Annotated in this window: 2 protein-coding genes; both read left to right on the forward strand. The window is 48.0% G+C overall.

Annotated features, from left to right (window positions below; all coding sequences use genetic code 11):
• Positions 1-29: 29 nt before the first annotated feature.
• Positions 30-13,427, forward strand: a complete 13,398-nt coding sequence (locus ACXHJ2_RS07255; RefSeq protein ID WP_165079625.1) for an SDR family NAD(P)-dependent oxidoreductase — start codon at positions 30-32, stop codon at positions 13,425-13,427.
• 31 nt (positions 13,428-13,458) lie between these two features.
• Positions 13,459-22,347 carry a hybrid non-ribosomal peptide synthetase/type I polyketide synthase gene (locus tag ACXHJ2_RS07260; protein WP_165079626.1) on the forward strand — a complete coding sequence of 2,963 codons (8,889 nt, stop codon included), beginning with the start codon at positions 13,459-13,461 and terminating at the stop codon, positions 22,345-22,347.
• The last annotated feature ends 29 nt before the right edge of the window (positions 22,348-22,376 follow it).

The following is a 22,376-nucleotide window of genomic DNA, read 5'->3' on the forward strand; positions in this document are numbered from 1 at the left end:
CTATTTCATACAGCTAGGAGGGCATTTTTATGGATCCAAAAGATATTTTTCGTGCGGTACAAACAGGGGAAATAAATTCTGAAGATGCCGAAAAACAATTGCTCCAATATATGGGCGGGCTCTCGGATGAATCTTTGGAAGAATCATTGGCAGCTCGATCAGAGGAATCATCATTAGAGGAATTGTCTCTTTCGCTACAGCCATTGGACAGTTTTCACGGACCGGAAAAGGAGAGCAATGGCGAAACGGAAGTGCCGCCTGTGGTTCAACTGCAGGAATTTGAGCATGGCATTGTCCTGTTAACAATGAAGGATACAGTGCACAAAAATACATTTTCCAATGAACTGATTATAGGCCTGAATCAGGCGTTCGAAACGGTGCAGGCTAACGAAAATTATAAAGTTGTGATTCTGACGGGGTACGACACCTACTTTGCCACAGGAGGTACACAGGAGGGACTGCTGGCAATTCATGAGGGAAAGGCGAAATATAGCGATACCAATGTTTACAAGATTGCACTGGATTGCAAGCTACCGGTCATTGCCGCTATGCAGGGACATGGGATTGGCGCAGGCTGGTGCATGGGGATGTTTTGCGATTTTATCGTGATGAGTAGAGAAAGCATCTACACCACTAATTTTATGAAATACGGCTTCACTCCTGGTGCGGGCTCAACTCTCATTTTTCCTGAAAAATTCGGAGTTAGCATGGCGCAGGAAATTTTATTCACAGGTACTAGATATAGCGGTTCAGAACTGGAGTCCAAAGGGACTCCTTTTCCTGTTCTGCCGAGAAACGAAGTGGTACCGTACGCTATGCAGCTGGCAAGAAAATTGTCCGAATCGCCAAGAGAATCATTGATTGAGCTGAAAAACCATATGGCTCAGCCGATAAGAGAAAAGCTGGCGGCGACGATTGAAAAAGAAATAAAAATGCAGGACAAAACGTTTGTGAATCAGCAAGAGGTCAAGGAACGGATTCAAACGGCCTACGGACAGCAGTCGAATAGCGATGATACGCACAAACCGCTCAAGCAGGCTGATCTGAAAAAAAACGTGTCCCGTATACCGCATGGTCAGGAGAAGGATTCGATCGCAATTATTGGCATGGCGGGGCAGTTCCCCAAATCCAAAACATTGACTGAATTCTGGGATAACCTGGCTCAAGGCAGGGATTGTATATCGGAAATTCCTTCAACACGCTGGTCCATTGATGATTATTATGATACTGATCCCAAGGTTGAGGGGAAAACCTATAGCAAGTGGATGGGTGTGCTAGAGGATATAGATCGATTTGACCCGTTGTTCTTTAATATATCTCCTGCGGAAGCAGAGATGATGGACCCTCAACAGCGTCTATTTCTGGAAAGTAGCTGGAAATGCATTGAAGATGCAGGTTTAAATCCTGCCTCACTGTCGGGGAGCCGTTGTGGTGTTTTTGTAGGTTGTGCAGCTAGTGATTATGGAAGGTCCATGAGCGGACAGGGGTTGAACGCGCAGGTTCTTATGGGAGGAGCGCCTTCCATTTTATCGGCCCGGATTTCGTATTTACTGAATTTGAAGGGCCCTTCTCTGGCGATTGATACCGCATGCTCTTCCTCTCTGGTAGCTATTGCTGAAGCTTGCAACAGCCTTGTTTTAGAAACAAGCGATCTTGCTTTGGCGGGCGGAGTAATGGTTATGGCAGGACCGGGGATGCATGTTATGACCAGCAAAGCAGGAATGCTGTCCAAGGATGGACGATGCTTTACTTTTGATGCCCGTGCAAATGGGTTTGTCCCCGGAGAAGGGGTTGGCGTTGTTTTATTAAAACGGCTCTCTGATGCAATCAGGGACAAGGACTCCATCCATGGGGTTATCCGGGGCTGGGGAATGAATCAGGATGGGAAAACCAACGGCATCACCGCTCCAAGTGTAAATTCACAGATTTCGCTCGAAAGAGAGGTTTACCAGCGGTTTAATATTAATCCTGAAACCATCTCTCTGGTAGAGGCCCATGGGACAGGCACCAAGCTGGGCGATCCTATCGAAGTGGAAGGACTTACCGAATCTTTCCGATCCTATACAAGCAAAAAGGGCTATTGCGCGCTGGGATCGCTGAAAAGCAATATGGGACATATGCTGACTGCGGCCGGAGTGGCCGGGGTAATGAAAGTACTCCTAGCTATGAAACACCAGCAATTGCCGCCAACCATCAATTTTGAAGCCTTAAATGAACATATTTCTTTGGAGGAAAGCCCGTTTTACATTAACACCGGGCTACAAAAGTGGGAGTCCAAACCGGGGACACCCCGGCGTGCAAGCGTCAGTGCTTTTGGGTTTAGCGGCACTAACGCACATATGGTTATTGAAGAATATGTGCCTGTAGCCTCTGAGATGAAGCTGGACCCAGTCGATCAAGACAACCCAGTGCTATTTGTACTGTCTGCCAAAAGTGAACAAGCCTTGAAAGCCTATGCAGCTGACATGATGGACTCTGTTAAATTGCACGAAAATGCTAATTTGTCGGACCTGACTTATACCCTTCAAGTGGGCAGAGATGCCATGAACTGGCGCCTCGCGTTTTTGACAGATTCAAGAGGAAATCTGATCGATGAGCTGGAGCATTTTGTGAATGGAAACTCATCGGATAAGGTGTTAACCGGACAGGTAGACGATGCTAGAGACGGAATTGAACTTTTTGATTCTGACGAAGACACCGGGACCCTCGTTCGGACCTGGCTTCAGAATAGAAGACTTGATAAGGTGGCCAAATTATGGGCCAATGGCGCAAGTATTGAATGGGATGCACTTTATGGAGAAATTAAGCCTCAGCGAATCAGTCTACCGACCTATCCTTTCGAGAGGGAACGCTATTGGTTGTCTGAGACAGACATGGGGCAGGAGAATATAAACCCGGCTATGGCCGCCCAAATTCACCCTTTGCTGCATCAAAATACTTCCGATCTCTCTGGGCAGCGCTACGACTCCACCTTTACAGGCCGGGAATTTTTCCTAGCGGATCACCGAATCCTAGGCCAACCGACATTACCCGGGGTGGCTTACCTTGAAATGGTGCGAGCGGCCGTAGAAGAAGCAGCGGGGGATGTTATGGAGGGTGGGACCCGTATTCGACTGAAAAATGTAGTATGGGCTCAGCCCATCGTTGTAGCTAACAAACCAGTCAGGGTGCACACCAGCCTATATCCTCAGGAAGATGGAGCGATTGCGTTTGAAATATACAGCAGAGTGGAAGAAGACGCCGAAGGTATTATACACAGCCAGGGGATAGCTGTGTTGGAGAGAAGCGGTGAGTCGCAGTATCTGGACCTGAATGTCTTACAGGCAGAATGTATCCGCAGTTCACTATCTTCAAGCCAATGCTATGAAGCTTTCAGAACCATGGGAATAGACTATGGCCCGGGGCATCGGGGAATAGAGACCATCTTTCAGGGAAAGGATTACGTGCTGGCAAAGCTGTCCCTTCCATCCAATGTATCTCATACCCAAAGTGAATTTGTATTGCATCCGGCTTTGATGGATTCAGCCTTGCAGGCCACAATCGGCTTGGTGATGGATCGGGAAGAACATGTGCCTGAGGGCAAGCTCTCAGTACCCTTTGCCTTGCAGGAACTGAAAATATTTGAAAAATGCACTTCTGTGATGTGGGCCCGGATTTCCAGACAAGCGAATGAGGAGACACTAAATGGATTGAGCATGGTACATATCGATCTCTGTGACGAGACCGGAAAGATTTGTGTGCAGCTCAAAGGGCTCTCATCCAGAGAGCTGGAAGAAGGAGTAGGGCAAGCAGACTTCGTTGAGCATGTGGGCACACTCATGCTGGAGCCGGTCTGGGAGGAGAAGGAAGTCCCCGCAGGAGAGAACGCGTTCGACGATATACGGCACATTGTGATCCTGTGCGAATTTGAAGGTATCGCCGGGGAGGATATTGCAGCTCGCATGGACGGTACTCGCTGCATTGTTTTACAGTCCTCAAGTACTGACTTGGATGCGCGGTTTGAAGACTACACTATTCAGATATTTGAAGAATTGCAAACTATGATGCTGGACATACACAAACCAAAAACTTTGCTGCAAATTGCAGTCCCTGCCCGAAATGATCAACAGGTCTATTCCGGGTTCTTTGCCATGCTGCAAACCGCCCAAAAAGAAAACCCGAGTATCATGGGTCAACTGCTAGAGCTTGATGCAAAAGATGGCCCTAAGGGGATTATTGCAAAATTACAAGAGAACCGATACAGCCAGTACAGCGAACGGATACGATATCATGGCGACAAGCGACAGGCTTTAAAGTGGCAAGAAATTGAAACCTTGTGTGAAGATCCAGTCCGGCCATGGAAAGATGGAGGGATCTATCTCATCACTGGCGGTCTAGGCGGTCTGGGACTGATTTTTGCCAGAGACATCGTGTGCAATGTGAAAAACTCCACCGTCGTACTGGCAGGACGATCACCTCTGTCAGCGGATAAACAGTCCTTGTTAAGTGAATTGGAAGCGCGGGAAGGTCATATAGAGTACAGACAGGTGGACGTGGGTCAAAAGGAAGCGGTCACCGAGTTAATTAATGGCATCGTCGAGCAATTTGGCGGTCTTAACGGTATTTTACACACAGCAGGAGTGATACGGGACAACTTCATCATCAAAAAGACGATAGAAGAAGTTAGAGAAGTGCTGACTCCCAAAGTCTCAGGGTTGATCCATCTGGATCAGGCCAGCAGAGCCCTGCCTCTCGATTTCTTTATCCTGTTTTCTTCCGGCGCCGGAAGTCTTGGTAATGTAGGACAGATTGATTACTCTGCTGCCAATGGTTTTATGGATGCTTATGCTTCTTATCGAAATGCCTTGGTGGCAGGCAAGCAGCGCCATGGGCACACGCTGTCGATCAACTGGCCGTTGTGGAAAGACGGGGGCATGCATGTCGATGGGGAAACGGAAAAGGCGATGCAAGGTCTGGGCATGATCGCCATGGAAACAGAGAATGGAATAAAGGCTTTGTATCAAGGCTTATCTTCCGGTAAAAGCCAGGTCATGGTTATCGAAGGGTATCCTCAAACGATTAAGGCGGCCATTCTGGGACAGCCTTCAGGAACAGAGATTTCAGGCCGTTCCGGATTGGAAGACGGGGAAGCCGCTGTTATCGGCGAAGAATGGCTAAAAGAAAAAGCTGAAGACTATTTGAAAACATTGCTTTCGGCTGTAATCAAGCTGCCAGCTGAAAGTATAAATGTAAACGCGCCTATGGACAGGTATGGGATTGATTCCATATTGGTCATGCAGCTCACGAATGAATTGGAAAAAACGTTTGGCTCACTGCCGAAGACATTATTTTTTGAATACCATAATCTCCGCTCATTAACTGGCTATTTCCTGGAATCGCATCGCGGCCGGCTGGTAGACGTTTTAAAAGCGCAGGAGAAAAATACGGCTCCTCATAAAGCAGCGAACGAACCTGCAAAAGCAGCAATAGAGCCTTTGGCTTCGTTAGCTGCGGGTCGCAAACGTACATGGCCTCTCCCGACAAGTACGCAGCCCCATCGTGAAAAGAAGGGCTTGGAGATTGCCATTATCGGGGTATCGGGAAGATATCCGGGGGCAGCAGGTATCGACGAGTTCTGGAGAAATCTAAGGGATGGGAAGGATTCCATCACTGAGATTCCCAAGGAGCGTTGGGACCACAGCCTGTACTTTAATGAAACTAAAGGTAAGCTCGGGAAAACCTACAGCAAGTGGGGAGGGTTTATCGACGGAGTGGACTGGTTTGACCCATTGTTTTTCAACATTTCGCCAAGAGAAGCGGAAACGATGGACCCTCAGGAGCGCCTATTCCTAGAATGCGTGTATGAAACCATAGAGGATGCTGGCTATACGCGTGAAACTCTTTGTGCAGACCGGGGACTTGGCGGCATGGAAGGCAATGTTGGCGTTTATGTCGGAGTGATGTATCACGAATATCAGCTTTATGGAGCCCAGGAACAAGCCAAAGGGAATATGCTCGGGCTTCTCGGGAATGCTTCGGCGGTTGCCAACCGTGTATCGTATTTTTGTAATTTTCATGGACCAAGTATCGCTGTGGATACCATGTGCTCCTCGTCACTGACAGCAATCCATATGGCTTGTCACGGGTTGCAGCATGGAGAATGTGAACTGGCTGTTGCAGGGGGAGTTAACGTTTCTGTCCATCCCAACAAATATCTACTACTCGGACAGGGAAGCTTTGCATCAAGCAATGGGCGGTGTGAAAGCTTCGGACAGGGTGACGGATATGTGCCAGGAGAAGGAGTCGGGGCTTTGCTGCTCAAGCCGCTGGCCAAAGCTATAGCAGATGGAGACCGGGTATATGGCGTCATAAAAGGTACTGCAGTGAATCACGGAGGTAAGACCAATGGATATACCGTACCCAACCCCAACGCACAGGCTAGCGTGATTGGGCAGGCCATTCAGGAGGCGGGAATCAACCCTAGAACCATTAGCTATATAGAGGCGCATGGGACAGGAACTCCTCTGGGTGATCCGATTGAAATTGCGGGCTTACAAAAGGTGTTCCGGGAATATACCAGAGACAAGCAGTTCTGTTCAATCGGGTCTGCCAAGTCTAATATCGGACATTGTGAGAGCGCAGCTGGTATTGCCGCGGTGACAAAGGTGCTGTTGCAGTTGAAAAATAAACAATTGGTGCCTTCGCTGCATTCAAGCAAGTTAAATCCCAATATCGATTTTAGTGATAGCCCTTTTAAAGTTCAGCAGGAATTAGAGGAATGGAAAAGACCTGTCGTATCCATCGATGGCGAAATCAGGGAATACCCAAGGCTGGCAGGAGTTTCGGCCTTCGGGGCAGGCGGATCTAACGCGCATGTGGTAATCGAAGAATACATTCCAGCAGAGACTGCTCAGCTGCAAGCTGCTCCTGCGTCGCTTAATCCTGCCATGATTGTGCTATCGGCCAAGAACAAGAAAAGACTGAACGAGCAGGCCCAAAGATTGCTATCTGCCATCAGAGAGCTGAATGACCCGCGTATAGGTCTCGCAGATATCGCCTACACGTTGCAGATCGGACGAGAAGCGATGGAAGAACGGCTTGCGATCATTGCCACCTCCATCCAAGAGCTGGATTGGAAATTGGAAAGCTTCCTGCTGGAAAAGGAAGGTATAGAAGAGCTGTATAGAGGACAGGTAAAGCGCAACAAAGGAGTATTGGTCACTCAGGAAATCGATGTGGATATGGCTAAAATGGTAGGTGCATGGGTGAGCAAAGGTAAATATGGAAAGCTCGCCGAGCTTTGGGTGACGGGATTGCTGTTGGACTGGAACAGGCTTTATGGGGAAGTGAAGCCTCGCAGGATTAGTTTGCCAACCTATCCTTTTGCTAGAGAAAGCTATTGGGTGCCCGTAAACCAGGTAAAGATCGATGGCATGACAGCCGCTCTCGGTCAGTCTATATTTTTGTCACCTTTACTGCATCACAACACTTCAAACTTCTTGAAGCAGCGGTTCAGCTCAACGTTTACAGGCGAGGAGTTTTTCCTCAGGGATCATACGGTAAAAGGCCAACGGGTTCTACCAGGTGTCGCTTATCTTGAGATAGTGCGGGCGGCTGTGGAACGCTCTATAGGAGATGAGGACAACTGCGCAACAGGAATCCGGTTGAAAAATGTAAACTGGATTCGGCCAATTGTGGTGGAAGATCGGCCATTCTCAGTACACACCGGACTATTCTTGGAAGACGCCGGAAAAATCAGCTTTGAAGTGTATAGTGAGCAAGAAGGAAGCAATATCGGACATACCGTGCACAGCCAGGGCAATGCGGTGCAGTTTAACGTGGAACAAAAGCTAGTGCTTAACCTTGAGGCATTACAGGCAGAATTTGATCCACACGGATTTGAGGGGGCGCGCTGCTACGATATCTTCCAAAAAATCGGGATGGATTACGGCCCAGCCTTCAAATGTGTGGAGAAAGTGTACTCACGTCCGGGCAAGGTACTGGTCAAGCTGGCACTGCCCTCCATGCTCTCTGATTCGGCTGACAGCTTTGTTCTTCACCCTAGCTTAATGGATGCGGCCTTGCATGCATCGATCGGATTAATCATGGGGCAAGATGGAGGGCTACCGGACAGCAAGGTACCAAATACCCCTTCTATGCCATTCGCTCTTCAAGAGGTCGAAATCCATGGGGGATGCACCCAGAATATGTGGTCGTTGATTCAATACAGCGAGGGCAGTAAGAAAGAGGACAAGGTACAGAAGCTCAATATCGACTTATGTGATGAGGAAGGGAACGTTTGTGTCAGAATAACGGGACTATCCACCCGGGCGCTGGACGGAGATATCCGCACTGAGCATGCACAAGGTGTAGTCGCAGGAGATCATGCCGCCGATCCGCTTGTAGGAGCCGTTATGCTCATCCCCAAATGGGACCCGGTTGCGCTTAAAAAAGATACAGCTTTCCCATCGTCGATAGACCGAATGGTCATTGCAGGTGGTACAGACAAAGATAGACAGGCTATCCGGGAATACTATCCGAAGGCGCATTTTTTGGAGCTACAGGCGCAGGATTCCATAGAAACGGTTGCCTCAAAGGTCGAAGAATATGGAGCAGTTGACCACATTTTGTGGATTGCACCTTGTAGTTCCGTCGAATCGGTCACTGCTGAATCCTTGATTGACGAACAGAAGCCAGGAGTCTTGCTCTTCTTTAGAATGGTCAAGGCGCTGCTCCTGCTGGGGTATGGAACGAAAAAATTAGGCTGGACAACTATAACCACCCAGGCTCAGTCGATCGATCAGGATGATACAGTCCACCCGGCCCACGCAAGTTTCCATGGTTTGGTAGGCACGATGGCCAAAGAATATCCGAACTGGAAGGTTCGTATTATAGACCTGCAATCCGACTATGACTGGCCGTTATCCGAACTATTTACGCTGCCTTCAGACCGTCAGGGACGGATGTGGGTTTTCAGAGGCGGGCAGTGGTATCGCCAGCAGCTGATTCCGTTTAAACAGACTCCAGGCTCAAACGGACAGACGCTGTACAAAACCGGAGGCGTCTATGTGGTTATCGGTGGTGCAGGCAACATCGGAGTGGCATGGAGCAAGTATATGGCTTCGACCTATCAGGCCCAGATGGTGTGGATAGGCAGAAGGCCAAAGGATGCATCCATCCAGGCTAAATTGGACGAATTTAAAGGCCACGGGCCTGTTCCATGCTATATTACGGCAGATGCAGCAGATGAAAGGTCGCTGCAGGGAGCATATGAGGAGATAAAGCAGCGTTACTCCAAGATCAACGGCGTAGTTCACTCTGCCATTGCCTTTTTGGAGAAGGGATTGGAAGACTTGACGGAGGAAGGGCTCCGGTCCGGGCTTTCGGCAAAGGTCGATGTCAGTGTACGCATGGCTCAGGTCTTCCAAAATGAACCGCTGGATTTCGTGTTGTTTTTCTCTTCCATTATTGCTTATGTAAAAAACCCGGGACAAAGCAGCTATGCTGCCGGATGTACCTTTAAGGATGCGTTTGCGCGGCGACTCTCACAGGAATGGCGTTGTCCGGTGAAAGTCATGAACTGGGGATACTGGGGGAATGACGAGAACAATGTTTCCCAAGACAGGCAGCAAGAGGTGGAAAATTACTCAAGACTAGCGCAGATCGGTGTTGGACTTATTGAGCCTCAAGAGGGGATGGAGGCACTTGAGACGTTGCTTGCTTCCCCGCTGAATCAAGTAGGGCTAATAAAAACAACAAAACATCTAGATTTGGAAGGGACTAATCCGGCGGAAGCCATTGACCTGTACCCACACAACACGGATCCCAATCTTCGGGATATACAAGAAAGTATTGCTGCAGTGATCAAATCAAAAGTCCAGTTTGCCGAGGACTATGCGGCAGAGGATGCTGGCAGCCTGCAGGAAAGGGAATTGGAACACCTATTGTGCAAGCTACTGCAGGAGCAACTTTTGTCCATGGGGCTGTCAGGGACAGATCGTCAGTCTGTCGACGAGTTTAAACATAAGCATGGGCTGTCTGAGTTATATGGCAAATGGCTAAGAGAGAGCGTAAAGATTTTGGCACGGATGAATGATGCCCTTACAGGTGGAAATGATTCCAGCTCGACTTATAGAGAGGATGTCTGGCAGGAATGGGAAGAGCACAAGCATACATGGCTGAAATATCCGCAGATGCGAGCAAGGGTACATTTGGTTGAGACAACGCTGCGAGCTTTGCCTGAAATTATTACCGGCAAATGTCCTGCCACGGAAATCATGTTCCCCAATTCCTCTATGGAGCTGGTGGAAGGGATTTATAAGAATAGTCTGGTCGCCGACTATTTTAATGAAGTTCTTTCCGATACGATTGCCGCCTATGTTCAGCAGAGAATTATGAACAACTCCGCTGCAGAAATCAGAATTCTCGAAATTGGAGCAGGCACCGGAGGAACCAGCAGCACCGTATTTCTCAAATTACGGCCATATTGCAAACACATTCAGGAATATTGTTATACCGATATTTCAAAGGCCTTTTTGATGCACGCAGAAAAAAAGTACGGGCCAGACAATCCGTATCTCAGTTATCGAATATTTAATGTGGAAGAACCTATTGCTGGACAAGGTATTGATGCGGGTAAATATGATATTGTCATTGCTGCCAATGTACTTCATACGGCAAAAGATATCCGCCAGGCATTGCGCAATGCGAAAGCGGTTTTGAAAAGCAACGGCCTGCTTCTGTTAAATGAACTCATGGGCAGCAGTGTGTTTACCCATCTTACCTTCGGATTGCTGGATGGCTGGTGGGCTTATGAGGATTCGGAATTGCGTATTCCCGGCTGCCCTGGGCTGTATCCTCACGTATGGAAAAGCGTATTGGCCAAAGAAGGCTTTCACACAGCGTTCTTCCCAGCGCAGGAGGCGCATGATTGGGGCCAGCAGATCGTTGCAGCCCAAAGCGATGGCTTGGTTCGGCAAAAGCGACATCCAAAGCAGAAAACCATATCGATAGAGAATAGGACTGTTGAAGCAGGATCAATGAAACAATCAGCTCAGCCCAAAAGAGAGGCAGTACAGGCAGAATCAGAAAATGTGCTGCGCAGCAAAAGTACGGCCTACTTTAAAAATTTACTTGGCGAAACACTAAAAATGGAACCGGGAAGCATCGACTCTACGGTTGCCCTGGAAGAGTACGGGATCGACTCGATATTGGTTGTGCAAATCACCAATGTTTTGCGTGAGGTCATCGAGGATTTTGCCAGCACCCTGTTTTTTGAGTACAACACCATAGATGATCTGGTAGCGTACCTGCTTCAAACGCAAAGGGATTCGTTGAAGAAGCTGGTAGGTATGAAGGAGACAGAGATGAGCGAAGAAACTTCCAGAGTGGAAGAGGTACCTGCTCCACAGGTAATCGATATGGCCCCAATGAGCTTTGTACGGGAAGGACGCTTCCTTAAGCCGTCTGTCAGCAAAGGTGAGAAGCCGAAGGAGCACTCCTCTAATATCAGAGATGTTGCGATTGTGGGCTTGTCAGGGCGCTATCCAGGAGCTCGTAATGTAGAGGAATATTGGAACAACCTAAAAGAGGGCAAAAACTGCATCACTGAAATTCCGAAAGACCGTTGGGATTGGAAGACCTACTTTGACGAAGAAAAAGGAAAACGAGGCACCATCTATACGAAATCAGGCGGCTTTATCGATGGAATTGATTTATTTGATCCGCTATTTTTCAAGATTTCTCCTGCAGAAGCTGAAACTATGGACCCGCAAGAACGGCTCTTTCTGGAAGCCGCATATGCAAGTATTGAGGATGCCGGATATACCCCTGCCAATCTTTGTGAGAGTCGAAAAGTGGGCGTATTTGCGGGCGTAATGAATGGGAATTACGGTTTGGGACCTCAATACAATTCCATTTCCAATCGGATATCCTATCATTTGGATTTCCAAGGTCCAAGTATGACTATCGATACCGCTTGTTCTTCCTCATTGACGGCGATCCATCTAGCTTTGGAAAGTCTGTATAGCGGTATCAGCGAGTGCGCTATTGTCGGAGGGGTCAATTTGATCGTAGACCCAATCCACTATATCAAGCTGTCAGCAATGACGATGCTTTCCAAAAGTGGCGAATGTAAGTCGTTTGGAGACCAAGCGGATGGATTCGTTGATGGGGAGGGCGTCGGCGCTATCGTGTTAAAGCCGCTGGAGAAGGCCATTGCAGACGGTGATCATATTTATGGTGTCATCAAAGGGAGCATGCTCAATGCTTCAGGTAAAACCAGTGGTTATACAGTGCCTAGCCCTCAAGCTCAATCTCAACTGATCGAGGCGGCACTCCGGCGTTCGAATGTTGATGCAAGAACCATCAGTTATATTGAAGCCCATGGAACCGGCACGGCTTTGGGAGATCCTATTGAAATTGCAGGATTGACCAGGGCTTTTGAGAAATTCACACAAGACAAGCAGTTCTGCGCCATAGGGTCGGTCAAATCCAATATTGGTCACACTGAGAGCGCGGCAGGCATTGCAGGAGTAACTAAAATATTGTTGCAGCTTAAGCATCGCCAGTTAGTACCATCTTTACATTCTAGGAAGTTGAATCCTGAAATTCATTTCACCAATACTCCTTTTGTCGTTCAGCAGAGCCTAGAAGAATGGAAGAGACCTGTAATTACAACGGATGGAATCACTGAAGAGTATCCGAGACGGGCTGGAATATCGTCTTTCGGTGCAGGAGGGGCCAACGCTCATATCGTGATTGAAGAGTATATTCCCGAGGTCCAGGAGCCATCAGGAATAGAATCTGCTTCTCAGGGACCTGCCATGATCGTGCTATCAGCCAAGAGTGAGGAGCAGCTTAAGGAAAAAGGACGACAGCTGCTTGAGGCTCTTCAAGGTCAGTTATCCTCTGCTAGCATATTGGATATTGCCTATACGCTCCAGGTGGGACGCGAACCGATGGAGGAGCGTCTAGCCATGCTTGTGGATTCGATCACAGATCTTGAGGAGAAATTAAAGGAATTTGTGGCCGGACGCCACCACATGCTCAACCTGTATAGAGGTCAGGTGAAGCGCAACAAAGAAGCGTTGTCCATTTTTACGGGGGACGAAGACCTGCAGCAACTGATTGAACATTGGATTACCAAAAGGAAATATACAAAGCTTCTGGAGCTGTGGGCCAAAGGGCTAAATTTGGATTGGAACAAACTTTATACTGGCAAGGTACCTCGCCGTATCAGCTTGCCAACCTATCCATTTGCAAAAGAGCATTACTGGACTTCTGAAAGCAAGGATCAATTAAAAGCCCATGCATTACTGCCGCAAAATGAAAGCAATGTAGATTTTGATGATCAATTGTGTGGCAGACTCTTGGATGAAATGATGAACGATGCCATGTCTGTTGATGAGGCTGCCAACGAAATCTTCAATATATTCACACGTAAATGAGAAGTTTCTACATGCTGGGAGGCAATCGAAGATGAAGGACTTTTTTCAAAATATTCTGGGCGAGGTAAAAAGCGGACGGATGCAGAAAGAGGAGGCTATTTTCAGAATACGCCAAGTTCAAGCTCAAATGGCTTCACACGGTACCCTGCAAAGCAAAGCAGGGGCCGAGGCGGGGGCCCTGGCGAATACAGGAATTCTTATGCTTGAGCCTTCATGGAAAGAGCAAGCTGCACTCCAAAAAGCGACTCTTCATGAATGTAGCCAACATCTGGTGGTGCTTTGCGAACTCGATCATATCTCGGAGCGAAGCATTGAAGCGCTCTTAAAAGGAACCCGATGCATCAAGCTCCATGCCGGTCAAACCGGCATGGATGAACGGTTTCAGGGCTATGCTCTTCAACTGCTTGCGGAAGTGCAAATGATTCTCAAAGAGAATCTGAGGGGCAACGTGCTGGTACAGATTGTTGCTTCCTCCCAAAGCGGACAGCAGCTCTTTGCTGGGCTTTTGGGATTGCTGCAAACAGCCGAAAAGGAAAACCCCAAAATCGCAGGGCAATTCGTTGAATTGGAAGCTACAGGTTTGGAAGAGATCGTTGAGAAATTAAAAGAGAACACCCAATACCCCAAAGACAAAAGGATACGGTATGAGAACAGTAAACGTCTGACTCTCAGCTGGAGCGAAATGAAAGCCCCTGAAACTCCGGGAAGAGTGCCCTGGAAGGATCGGGGGATTTATTTGATTACGGGCGGTGCAGGAGGCTTAGGGCTTGTTTTTGCGAGAGATATCGCCCGGCGAGTCCAAGAAGCAACGCTAGTCCTGGTAGGGCGTTCAATATTTGACGAAGGCAAGCAGGCCATATTGGAGGAATTGAAAGCACTGGGAGCCCGCGTAGAGTACAAACGAGCGGACGTATCCCGAAAGGAAGAGGCCTCGCAACTGATCCTAAAGATCCGAGAGGAGCATGGGGGGATTGATGGCATCCTCCATAGTGCAGGGGTGATACAGGATCGTTTTATTATTCATAAGACGCAGGAAGAGTTCAAGGAAGTAATGGCTCCCAAAGTAGCCGGATTGGTCAACCTGGATCAGGCGACGAAGGAGCTAGACCTTGATTTCTTCATTTTCTTCTCATCCATCGCAGGGATTATGGGCAATCCTGGTCAGGCCGATTATGCCGCAGCAAATGCGTTTATGGATGCCTATGCCTTATATCGAAACAGCCTCGTCTCTTCCAAGGAGCGCAAAGGGCAGACGCTGTCTGTCAATTGGCCGCTCTGGAAGGATGGAGGAATGCATGCGGATGCCGAAACGGAGATGGCTTGGCAAAGTATTGGCATGGTGGCCATGCAAACTGCAAACGGCGTCAAGGCATTATATGATAGCCTAGCCTCTGGCCAGAAGCAGGTACTGGTGATAGAAGGGGATTTGCCTAGATTGCGGAAGCATCTATTGGAGCCTCAGCCACAGGAAAAATTATATATTGAAGAGACAGCTTCTTCACCGATAAATCCTGAGCTGCTTCTGGAAAAAATCTTGCACCAGCTTAAAGTATTGTTTGGAGAAGTGACTAAGCTGAGCATTGAAAAGATTGATGTCAGTGAGCCTTTGGAGAGCTACGGCATAGACTCCATCATGATTACAAGGCTCAACCAAAAGCTTCAAGGAGTTTTTGGTGAAATCTCGATGACCCTGTTTTTTGAATATCAGACGTTGGAAGCGGTAGCGGAATATTTTATTGCTGACTATTATGAGGAATGCGTACGGTGGACAGGACTTGGAAGACGGCTGGAGCCGGAAGAAAACTTCATCCCCGCATCTTTGCATACTGATAGCGAATTATCATTACCGACTCTACCAAAGGAAGAAAACCATCATGCCAGTAGGACAGTTATAGACACAGGCAGTGTAAAACACGAACAAATAGCCATTATTGGCATGAGCGGACGATTTCCACAAGCGAAAAATATGGAGGAATACTGGAGCAATTTACAACAGGGCAAAGATTGTATTACAGAAATCCCCGCAGATCGCTGGAAGAGGGAAGGATTTTACTCTCCTAACATAAAGGAAGCTGTGGAGAAGGGCAAAAGCTATAGCAAATCTGGGGGATTTGTGGAGGATTTTGCAGATTTTGATCCTCTTTTCTTCAATATATCTCCTCGGGAAGCTATGAGTATGGACCCTCAGGAGCGGATATTCCTGGAAGAATGCTGGAAGACCTTCGAGGATGCTGGATACAGCAGAGATCAGCTTGCAGCGCAATATAATGGGCGAATCGGCGTCTTTGCAGGCATTACCGCAACAGGCTTCAATTTATACGGACCCAAGCTGTGGGAGCAAGGCAAACCAATCTTTCCTCGCACATCCTTCAGTTCGGTAGCAAATCGAATATCGTATCTCTTGAATCTGAAGGGACCTAGCTTTTCGGTCGATACCATGTGCTCATCGTCATTAACTGCAATCCATGAGGCCTGTGAGCATATCCATAACGGAGAATGCGAGATTGCCATTGCAGGGGGAGTTAACTTATATCTTCATCCTTCCAACTATGTTTTTCTAAGCACAATGCGAATGCTATCGCCAGAGGGACGGTGCAAGAGCTTTGGTGAAGGAGGAAATGGATTTGTCCCTGGTGAAGGTGCAGGTGTTGTGCTGCTCAAACCTCTATCTCGTGCCATTGCCGATAAGGACCATATTTATGCGGTTATTCGGGCAACTAGTATCAATCATGGCGGAAAAACAAACGGGTATACCGTGCCAAATCCGGTAGCACAGGCAGAATTGATCCGAGAAACCTTGGATAAAGCAGGCGTCAATGCTCGAACAGTCAGTTATATTGAAGCTCACGGTACAGGGACAGAACTCGGTGATCCTATTGAAATTACCGGACTTACCCAGGCTTTCAAGAAGGATACACAGGATACAGGGTTCTGTGCGATTGGCTCGGTAAAATCAAACATAGGCCATTTAGAGGCGGCCGCAGGGATTGCAGGAATCGCTAAAATTATTCTGCAAATGAAAAACCGAAAAATTGTCCCAAGCCTGCATGCCAAAGAATTGAACCCCAATATAAACTTTGCCAAAACGCCATTTACAGTTCAGCAGGGACTTGCTGAATGGAAACGTCCGATTTTGGAGAAAAACGGCGAGCAACGGGAATATCCTAGAATTGCAGGCATATCTTCCTTCGGAGCCGGAGGGGCTAATGCCCATATCGTTCTAGAAGAATACATTCCGGCAGAACAGGCTGTCTCTACTCCGCAAAAGCCGGTTGTCATTATATTGTCGGCCAAAAGTGATGAAGCATTGAAAGAGCAGGCTGTTCAGTTGACTGCTGCAATTGATAAAAATGTCTTCTCAGATAACGACCTGGTGAATGCGGCTTACACCTTGCAAATGGGGCGTGAGGCGATGGATGAGCGCCTTGCCGTGGTCGTTCAGTCAGTGGAGGAACTTAGGAACAAACTGCGGGAATTCAATGGGGGAAGACCGGATATTGCACAGCTTTATCGGGGACAGGCCAAGCGGGACAAGGAGAGCTTGGATGTAGCTCAGCTGGAAGAAGCGCTGGATGAATCCTTTGATGTCTGGAATCTAGCAGAGAAATACGGCAGACTTTCGGAATTGTGGGTCAAGGGTGTGCACGTTGACTGGAACAGACTCTACAGTGATATCCAGCCTTTCCGCATCAGTTTGCCCACATATCCCTTTGCTAGGGAACGCTACTGGATATCAGTAGATGAAGAAAAGTCCGCTGGTGTCGCTCCAGCATATCTGCACCCCTTGCTGCATCACAACACCTCCGTTCTTTCTGAGCAAAGATTTAGCTCAACCTTTAACGGTCAGGAGTTTTATCTGAATAGCTCCGGCGTTGACGGAAGACTTGTCCTGTCAGATGGAGCATGTCTTGAAATGGCACGGGCAGCGGTTGAACAGTCGTTAACAGTACAGGAGAAGGGTCAGGCAGGCATCACACTCACAGACATGGTATGGACACATGCTCCTGTCATAGGAGATCGGCCGGAAATACATATAGGACTCTTTCCGGGAGATCAAGGTGGAATTGATTTCAAAATTTACAGCACACGAACCGAAGCAGGCGATCCTGTCATATACAGCGAGGGAAGTGCCGAGCTGGAGGCTTTAAGTAGAACGGAAACATTAGATATTCAGGCTTTGCAGATGGAGTGCATTGATCATATTTCACATGGGGGAGACGATGAAGCACTGCGGACGATTGAAGTTAACTACGGTTCGGAATTCCAGTCCGCTGAGCAAGTTTATATAGGTCAGGACTTGGTACTGGCCAAGCTATCACTGCCTTCCGGTATGGCAAATACTGAAGGCCTATTTGTTGTGCATCCCTTCATAACAAGTGCTGCCCTGCAAATGCCCTTATACCTGCTTTCAAATAATGAAAATATTATGCGGTTCACCGGCATTGACTCTCGGAAAAAAATACTGCCGACTGCGATAGATAGGCTTCAAATATTTCGGGAGTGTCCGAGCGACATGTGGGCGTTGGTACGGCATGGAAGAGGAAACCAGATTGATCATAGGGCGCACAAGTATGACATTGATTTGTGCGACGAGGCAGGCAGAATCTGTGTGCGCATAAAAGGGGTCTCCTACAAGGAAGCGGAGACTTGTGAGCAACCGCTCGGTGCAATGATGCTGCAGCCATTCTGGAAAGAACAGGCGGTTGGGGAGGAAACCATAACAACCGACTACGAACGGCATGTGGTCATACTTTGTGAGACAGATGCCATAGCTGCGTTACATGTCGAGACTTCCTTGACAGGCGTGGAATGTATCACCCTACAGGCCCGCATGGAGGAGGTCGACCGACGCTTTGAAACATATGCCGTTCAGGTCTTTGAGAAAATACAAGGTATCCTGATTAACAAGCCTAAAGGCAAAGTGTTGGTACAAATTGTAACGATGTCTGGAAATGAAAAGCTACTTTTCTCCGGGCTGTGCGGCTTACTCAAAACAGCTCATAAGGAGAATCCAAAGTTCTATGGGCAACTGATTGAAGTAGGGGAAATGGAGAAAAATGAAAGACTCATTGAAATATTAAGATCGAGCAGTCGGCGTCCAGAGGACAGCCGCATCCGGTTTGTAGAAGGCAAACGTTGGATTCCTGCCTGGAACAAGGTCGAAATGCCGTCGATACCACAAATTCCATGGAAAGATCATGGAGTTTATCTGGTTACTGGAGGTGCCAAAGGCCTGGGTCTTATTTTTGCCAAAGAAATTGCGCGTCAGACCAAGGATGCAACTCTGATTCTGACGGGGCGTTCCATGCTGGACGAGGACAAGCTGGCCCCATTGGAAGAATTGAAGGCTTTGGGCGCCAAGGTGGAATATAGACAGGTGGATGTTACGCAGAAGGAAGCGGTGGTTGGCCTGATTGAGGACATCCAAACGGCATACGGCGGAATTAACGGCATTCTGCACAGTGCTGGAATTATCAAAGATAACTATATCATCAAAAAGACGAGCGCAGAATTTAGGGAAGTACTGGCGCCAAAGGTGGCCGGCCTAGCTCATTTGGATCAGGCCAGTAAGGACATGCCCCTAGATTTCTTTATCCTTTTTTCATCAGCTGCGGGAGTGGGCGGAAATGCGGGTCAGTCTGACTATGCTACCGCGAATGCGTTCATGGATGCATATGCTTGGTATCGTAATACCTTGGTATCCTCCTGGGAGCGTATGGGCAAAACGCTGTCGATCAATTGGCCGCTATGGAAAGAAGGCGGAATGCGGCCTGACCAGGAGACGGAGAAGGCCTTACAGAATGTAGGTATGTTTGCGATGAGGACAGAGACTGGTATTAGTGCGTTGTATCAAAGTATAGCCTGCATATCGAATCAAGCGATGGTGGTAGAAGGAGACATTGAGCTGATCAGCAGAATGATGATTATGGAAGGACAGCTTGAAGAAAGCGGAGAAGCAGCCCGAGATCAGAGACTCGGATCAGAGGACGACAACGTTCTTTTCTCAGCAAATAAGGTAGTGTCCGTCCAAGATGAACATCTGCTGCGTGAAAAGACGACCAATTACTTGAAGACTTTGCTGTCTTCGTCAATCGAACTGCCTGCATATCGAATTGAAGAGGATACGCCGTTGGAAAATTACGGGGTGGATTCTATCAAGTCCATGGAACTGACTGACCAGTTGGAGAAGACGTTCGATCAGGTGTCGAAGACGATATTTTTTGAATATCCGAATATTCGGAGCTTAACCGAGTATTTTTTGGAATCTCACCGAGACGAATTAATCGCTCTGTTTGGTCTGGAGCAGGCAGCAACTGTAGGTGTAAAAGCCGCCACCGCCACGGCAGCAATGGTTACAGAACTTCGACCAGGAGAAGAACAGTTGCGTGATCAGGTGACAAGTTATCTAAAAGGCTTGCTTTCTTCATCTACCGGACTGCCGGAACAACGCATTGAAGAGGATAAGAGCCTGGAAAACTATGGAGTTGACTCCATAAAGTCTATGGAAATAACCGATCAGCTGGAAGAAACGTTTGGATCACTGTCCAGAACGCTATTGTTTGAATATCCGAATATCCGAAGCTTAACCGAATATTTTCTGGAATCTCACCGAGACGAATTAAGCACTTTGTTTGGTCTGGATCAGGTAGCGACTGTAAGTGCAATAGCTGACACGGTTTTTGTAGCCAATGAGACAAAATCCTTGTCTGGAGAAGGACGGCTGCGTGATCAAGTGACAGGGTATCTAAAGGGCTTACTTTCCTCATCCACTGGACTGCCAGAACAACGCATTGAAGAGGATAAAAACCTAGAGAACTATGGAGTTGACTCCATAAAGTCTATGGAAATAACCGATCAGCTGGAAGAAACGTTTGGATCACTGTCCAGAACCTTACTGTTTGAATATCCAAATATCCAGAGTTTAACGGATTACTTCCTGGAATCACACTGGGATGAATTGAACGCTTTGTTTGGTGCTGAACAAGAGCTAGTTGCGGCAGCCAGCACGAAATCCATTGGCATCGTAGAACATGCAAAAGCTCCCTCTCCAGTATTTCGGCACTCACCCATTTCGTCAGTGCGAGTAGAGCCTAAGGAGGCGGTCACAGGAACAGGAGCGATGGACATTGCTGTCATCGGGGTGTCCGGAAAATATCCTGGAGCGGAAAATATTCAAGAATTCTGGAGAAATCTCCAAGAGGGCAAGGACTGCATTACCGAAGTTCCCACAGATCGCTGGGATCACGATCTTTACTTTGATAAAGAAAGAAATAAACCGGGAAAAACCTACTGCAAATGGGGGGGCTTCCTAAACCGAATAAATCCGTTGGATTCTTCTTTCTTTCACCTGACCCCTCATGAGGTGAGTTTGATGGACCCAATGGAACAGCTTTTCCTGGAAATGATATGGAGCCTGCTGGAAAGTGCGGGATATACGCGAGAGGTGCTACAGAAAAAACACCAGTCCAAGGTGGGGGTCTACGTTGGTGCTACGTATCATAAATACTGCGACTGTGATACAAATACGGATGCCCCTCGGGTCACATCCTTTGGTTCTGTTGCTGTCGCCAACCCCATGTCGCATTATTTCAATTTCCAGGGTCCGAGCATATCCATTGATACGATGAGTTCTTCCTCTGCAGTGGCTGTCCATATGGCATGTGAAAGCCTGATCAGAGGAGAGTGCCAAATCGCAGTAGCTGGCGGGGGGAATCTGTTGACAAGCCCCAAAAAATATATCGAATCCAGCCAGAACAATTTGATCGGAAGCCATGAAGATAGTCGAAGCTTTGCGGATGGAGACGGATATCTTCCGGCGGAGGGAGTTGGGGCAGTTCTCTTAAAGCCGCTTCATAAGGCAGAACAGGATGGAGACTGTATTTTAGCAGTCATCAAATCTACGGCAACTAATCATGGAGGACACAGCAATGGGTATACGGTCCCTAATCCCAATGCACAGGCACAACTAGTTGAAGAGAACTTTTTGAAAGCCGGCATTCACCCCCGGACAGTCAGCTATGTAGAGGCAGCAGCCAATGGATCTACATTGGGAGACCCAATTGAGCTAGTCGCCTTGAAAAAATCATTCCAGAAATTTACGGACGAGCAGCACTTTTGTGCCATGGGATCGGTTAAATCCAATATAGGCCACGCAGAAGCAGCCTCGGGGATATCGCAGCTAACCAAGACCATATTGCAATTGTGGCATCGAAAACTGGTTCCCACCATTAAAGCGGAGAAGCTGAATCCCAATCTTACTTTCAGCAATACTCCATTTTATCTGCAGCGGGAGCTTCAGGAATGGAAGCGGCCTGTAATAGAGCTGGAAGGAGAAGCGCGGGAATTTCCGTTGCGGGCAACAGTAAGCTCCTTCGGTGCTGGGGGATCTAACGTCCATTTTATTCTGGAAGAATACATTCCTTCGCCAAAAGAAGCTGTTCAGTTGAAAGGGGCAGATCAGACAGAAGTAGTGGTTCTCTCGGACGTAAACTGGGAGCGATTGAAGGCTCTTGCGAGTCAATTGCTTGAATATGTGGAGCAGCAGAACGAGCTTTCCTTACATGATGTGGCTTTCACACTTCAGACAGGCCGCGAAGCGATGAAGTGCCGGACGGCAATCGTAGCGAGCTCGCGAGAGGAACTGCTCACTGGTCTGAGAGAGCTTATCGAATCCGTCGGCAAGGGTAACGAGCCAGAGGGAGCGTCTATTCCGATATTTATTGGAGAAGGCGGAGAGGATTCGAATACAAGTGCACTCCTTTTAGGAAAAGTAGGCGAGAAAGTTTCTCAAATTCTTCTAGAGGAGAGGGACCTGCAAAATATTGCTATGTATTGGACACAGGGAGGCAGAATTACGTGGGAGGCGCTCCATGAGGGGCAAGCTGTTCGCAGAATTCCCTTACCGACCTCTCCGTTCTGAGCACAAATTGGGGAACTGAACACTGTCTG

It is taken from the genome of Paenibacillus sp. ALE3 (assembly GCF_054113405.1).

What these genes read in the sequence shown, in the direction of transcription:
- ACXHJ2_RS07255 (WP_165079625.1), top strand. Translation starts at nt 30, where the DNA reads ATGGATCCAAAAGATATTTTTCGTGCGGTACAAACAGGGGAAATAAAT.
- ACXHJ2_RS07260 (WP_165079626.1), top strand. Translation starts at nt 13,459, where the DNA reads ATGAAGGACTTTTTTCAAAATATTCTGGGCGAGGTAAAAAGCGGACGG.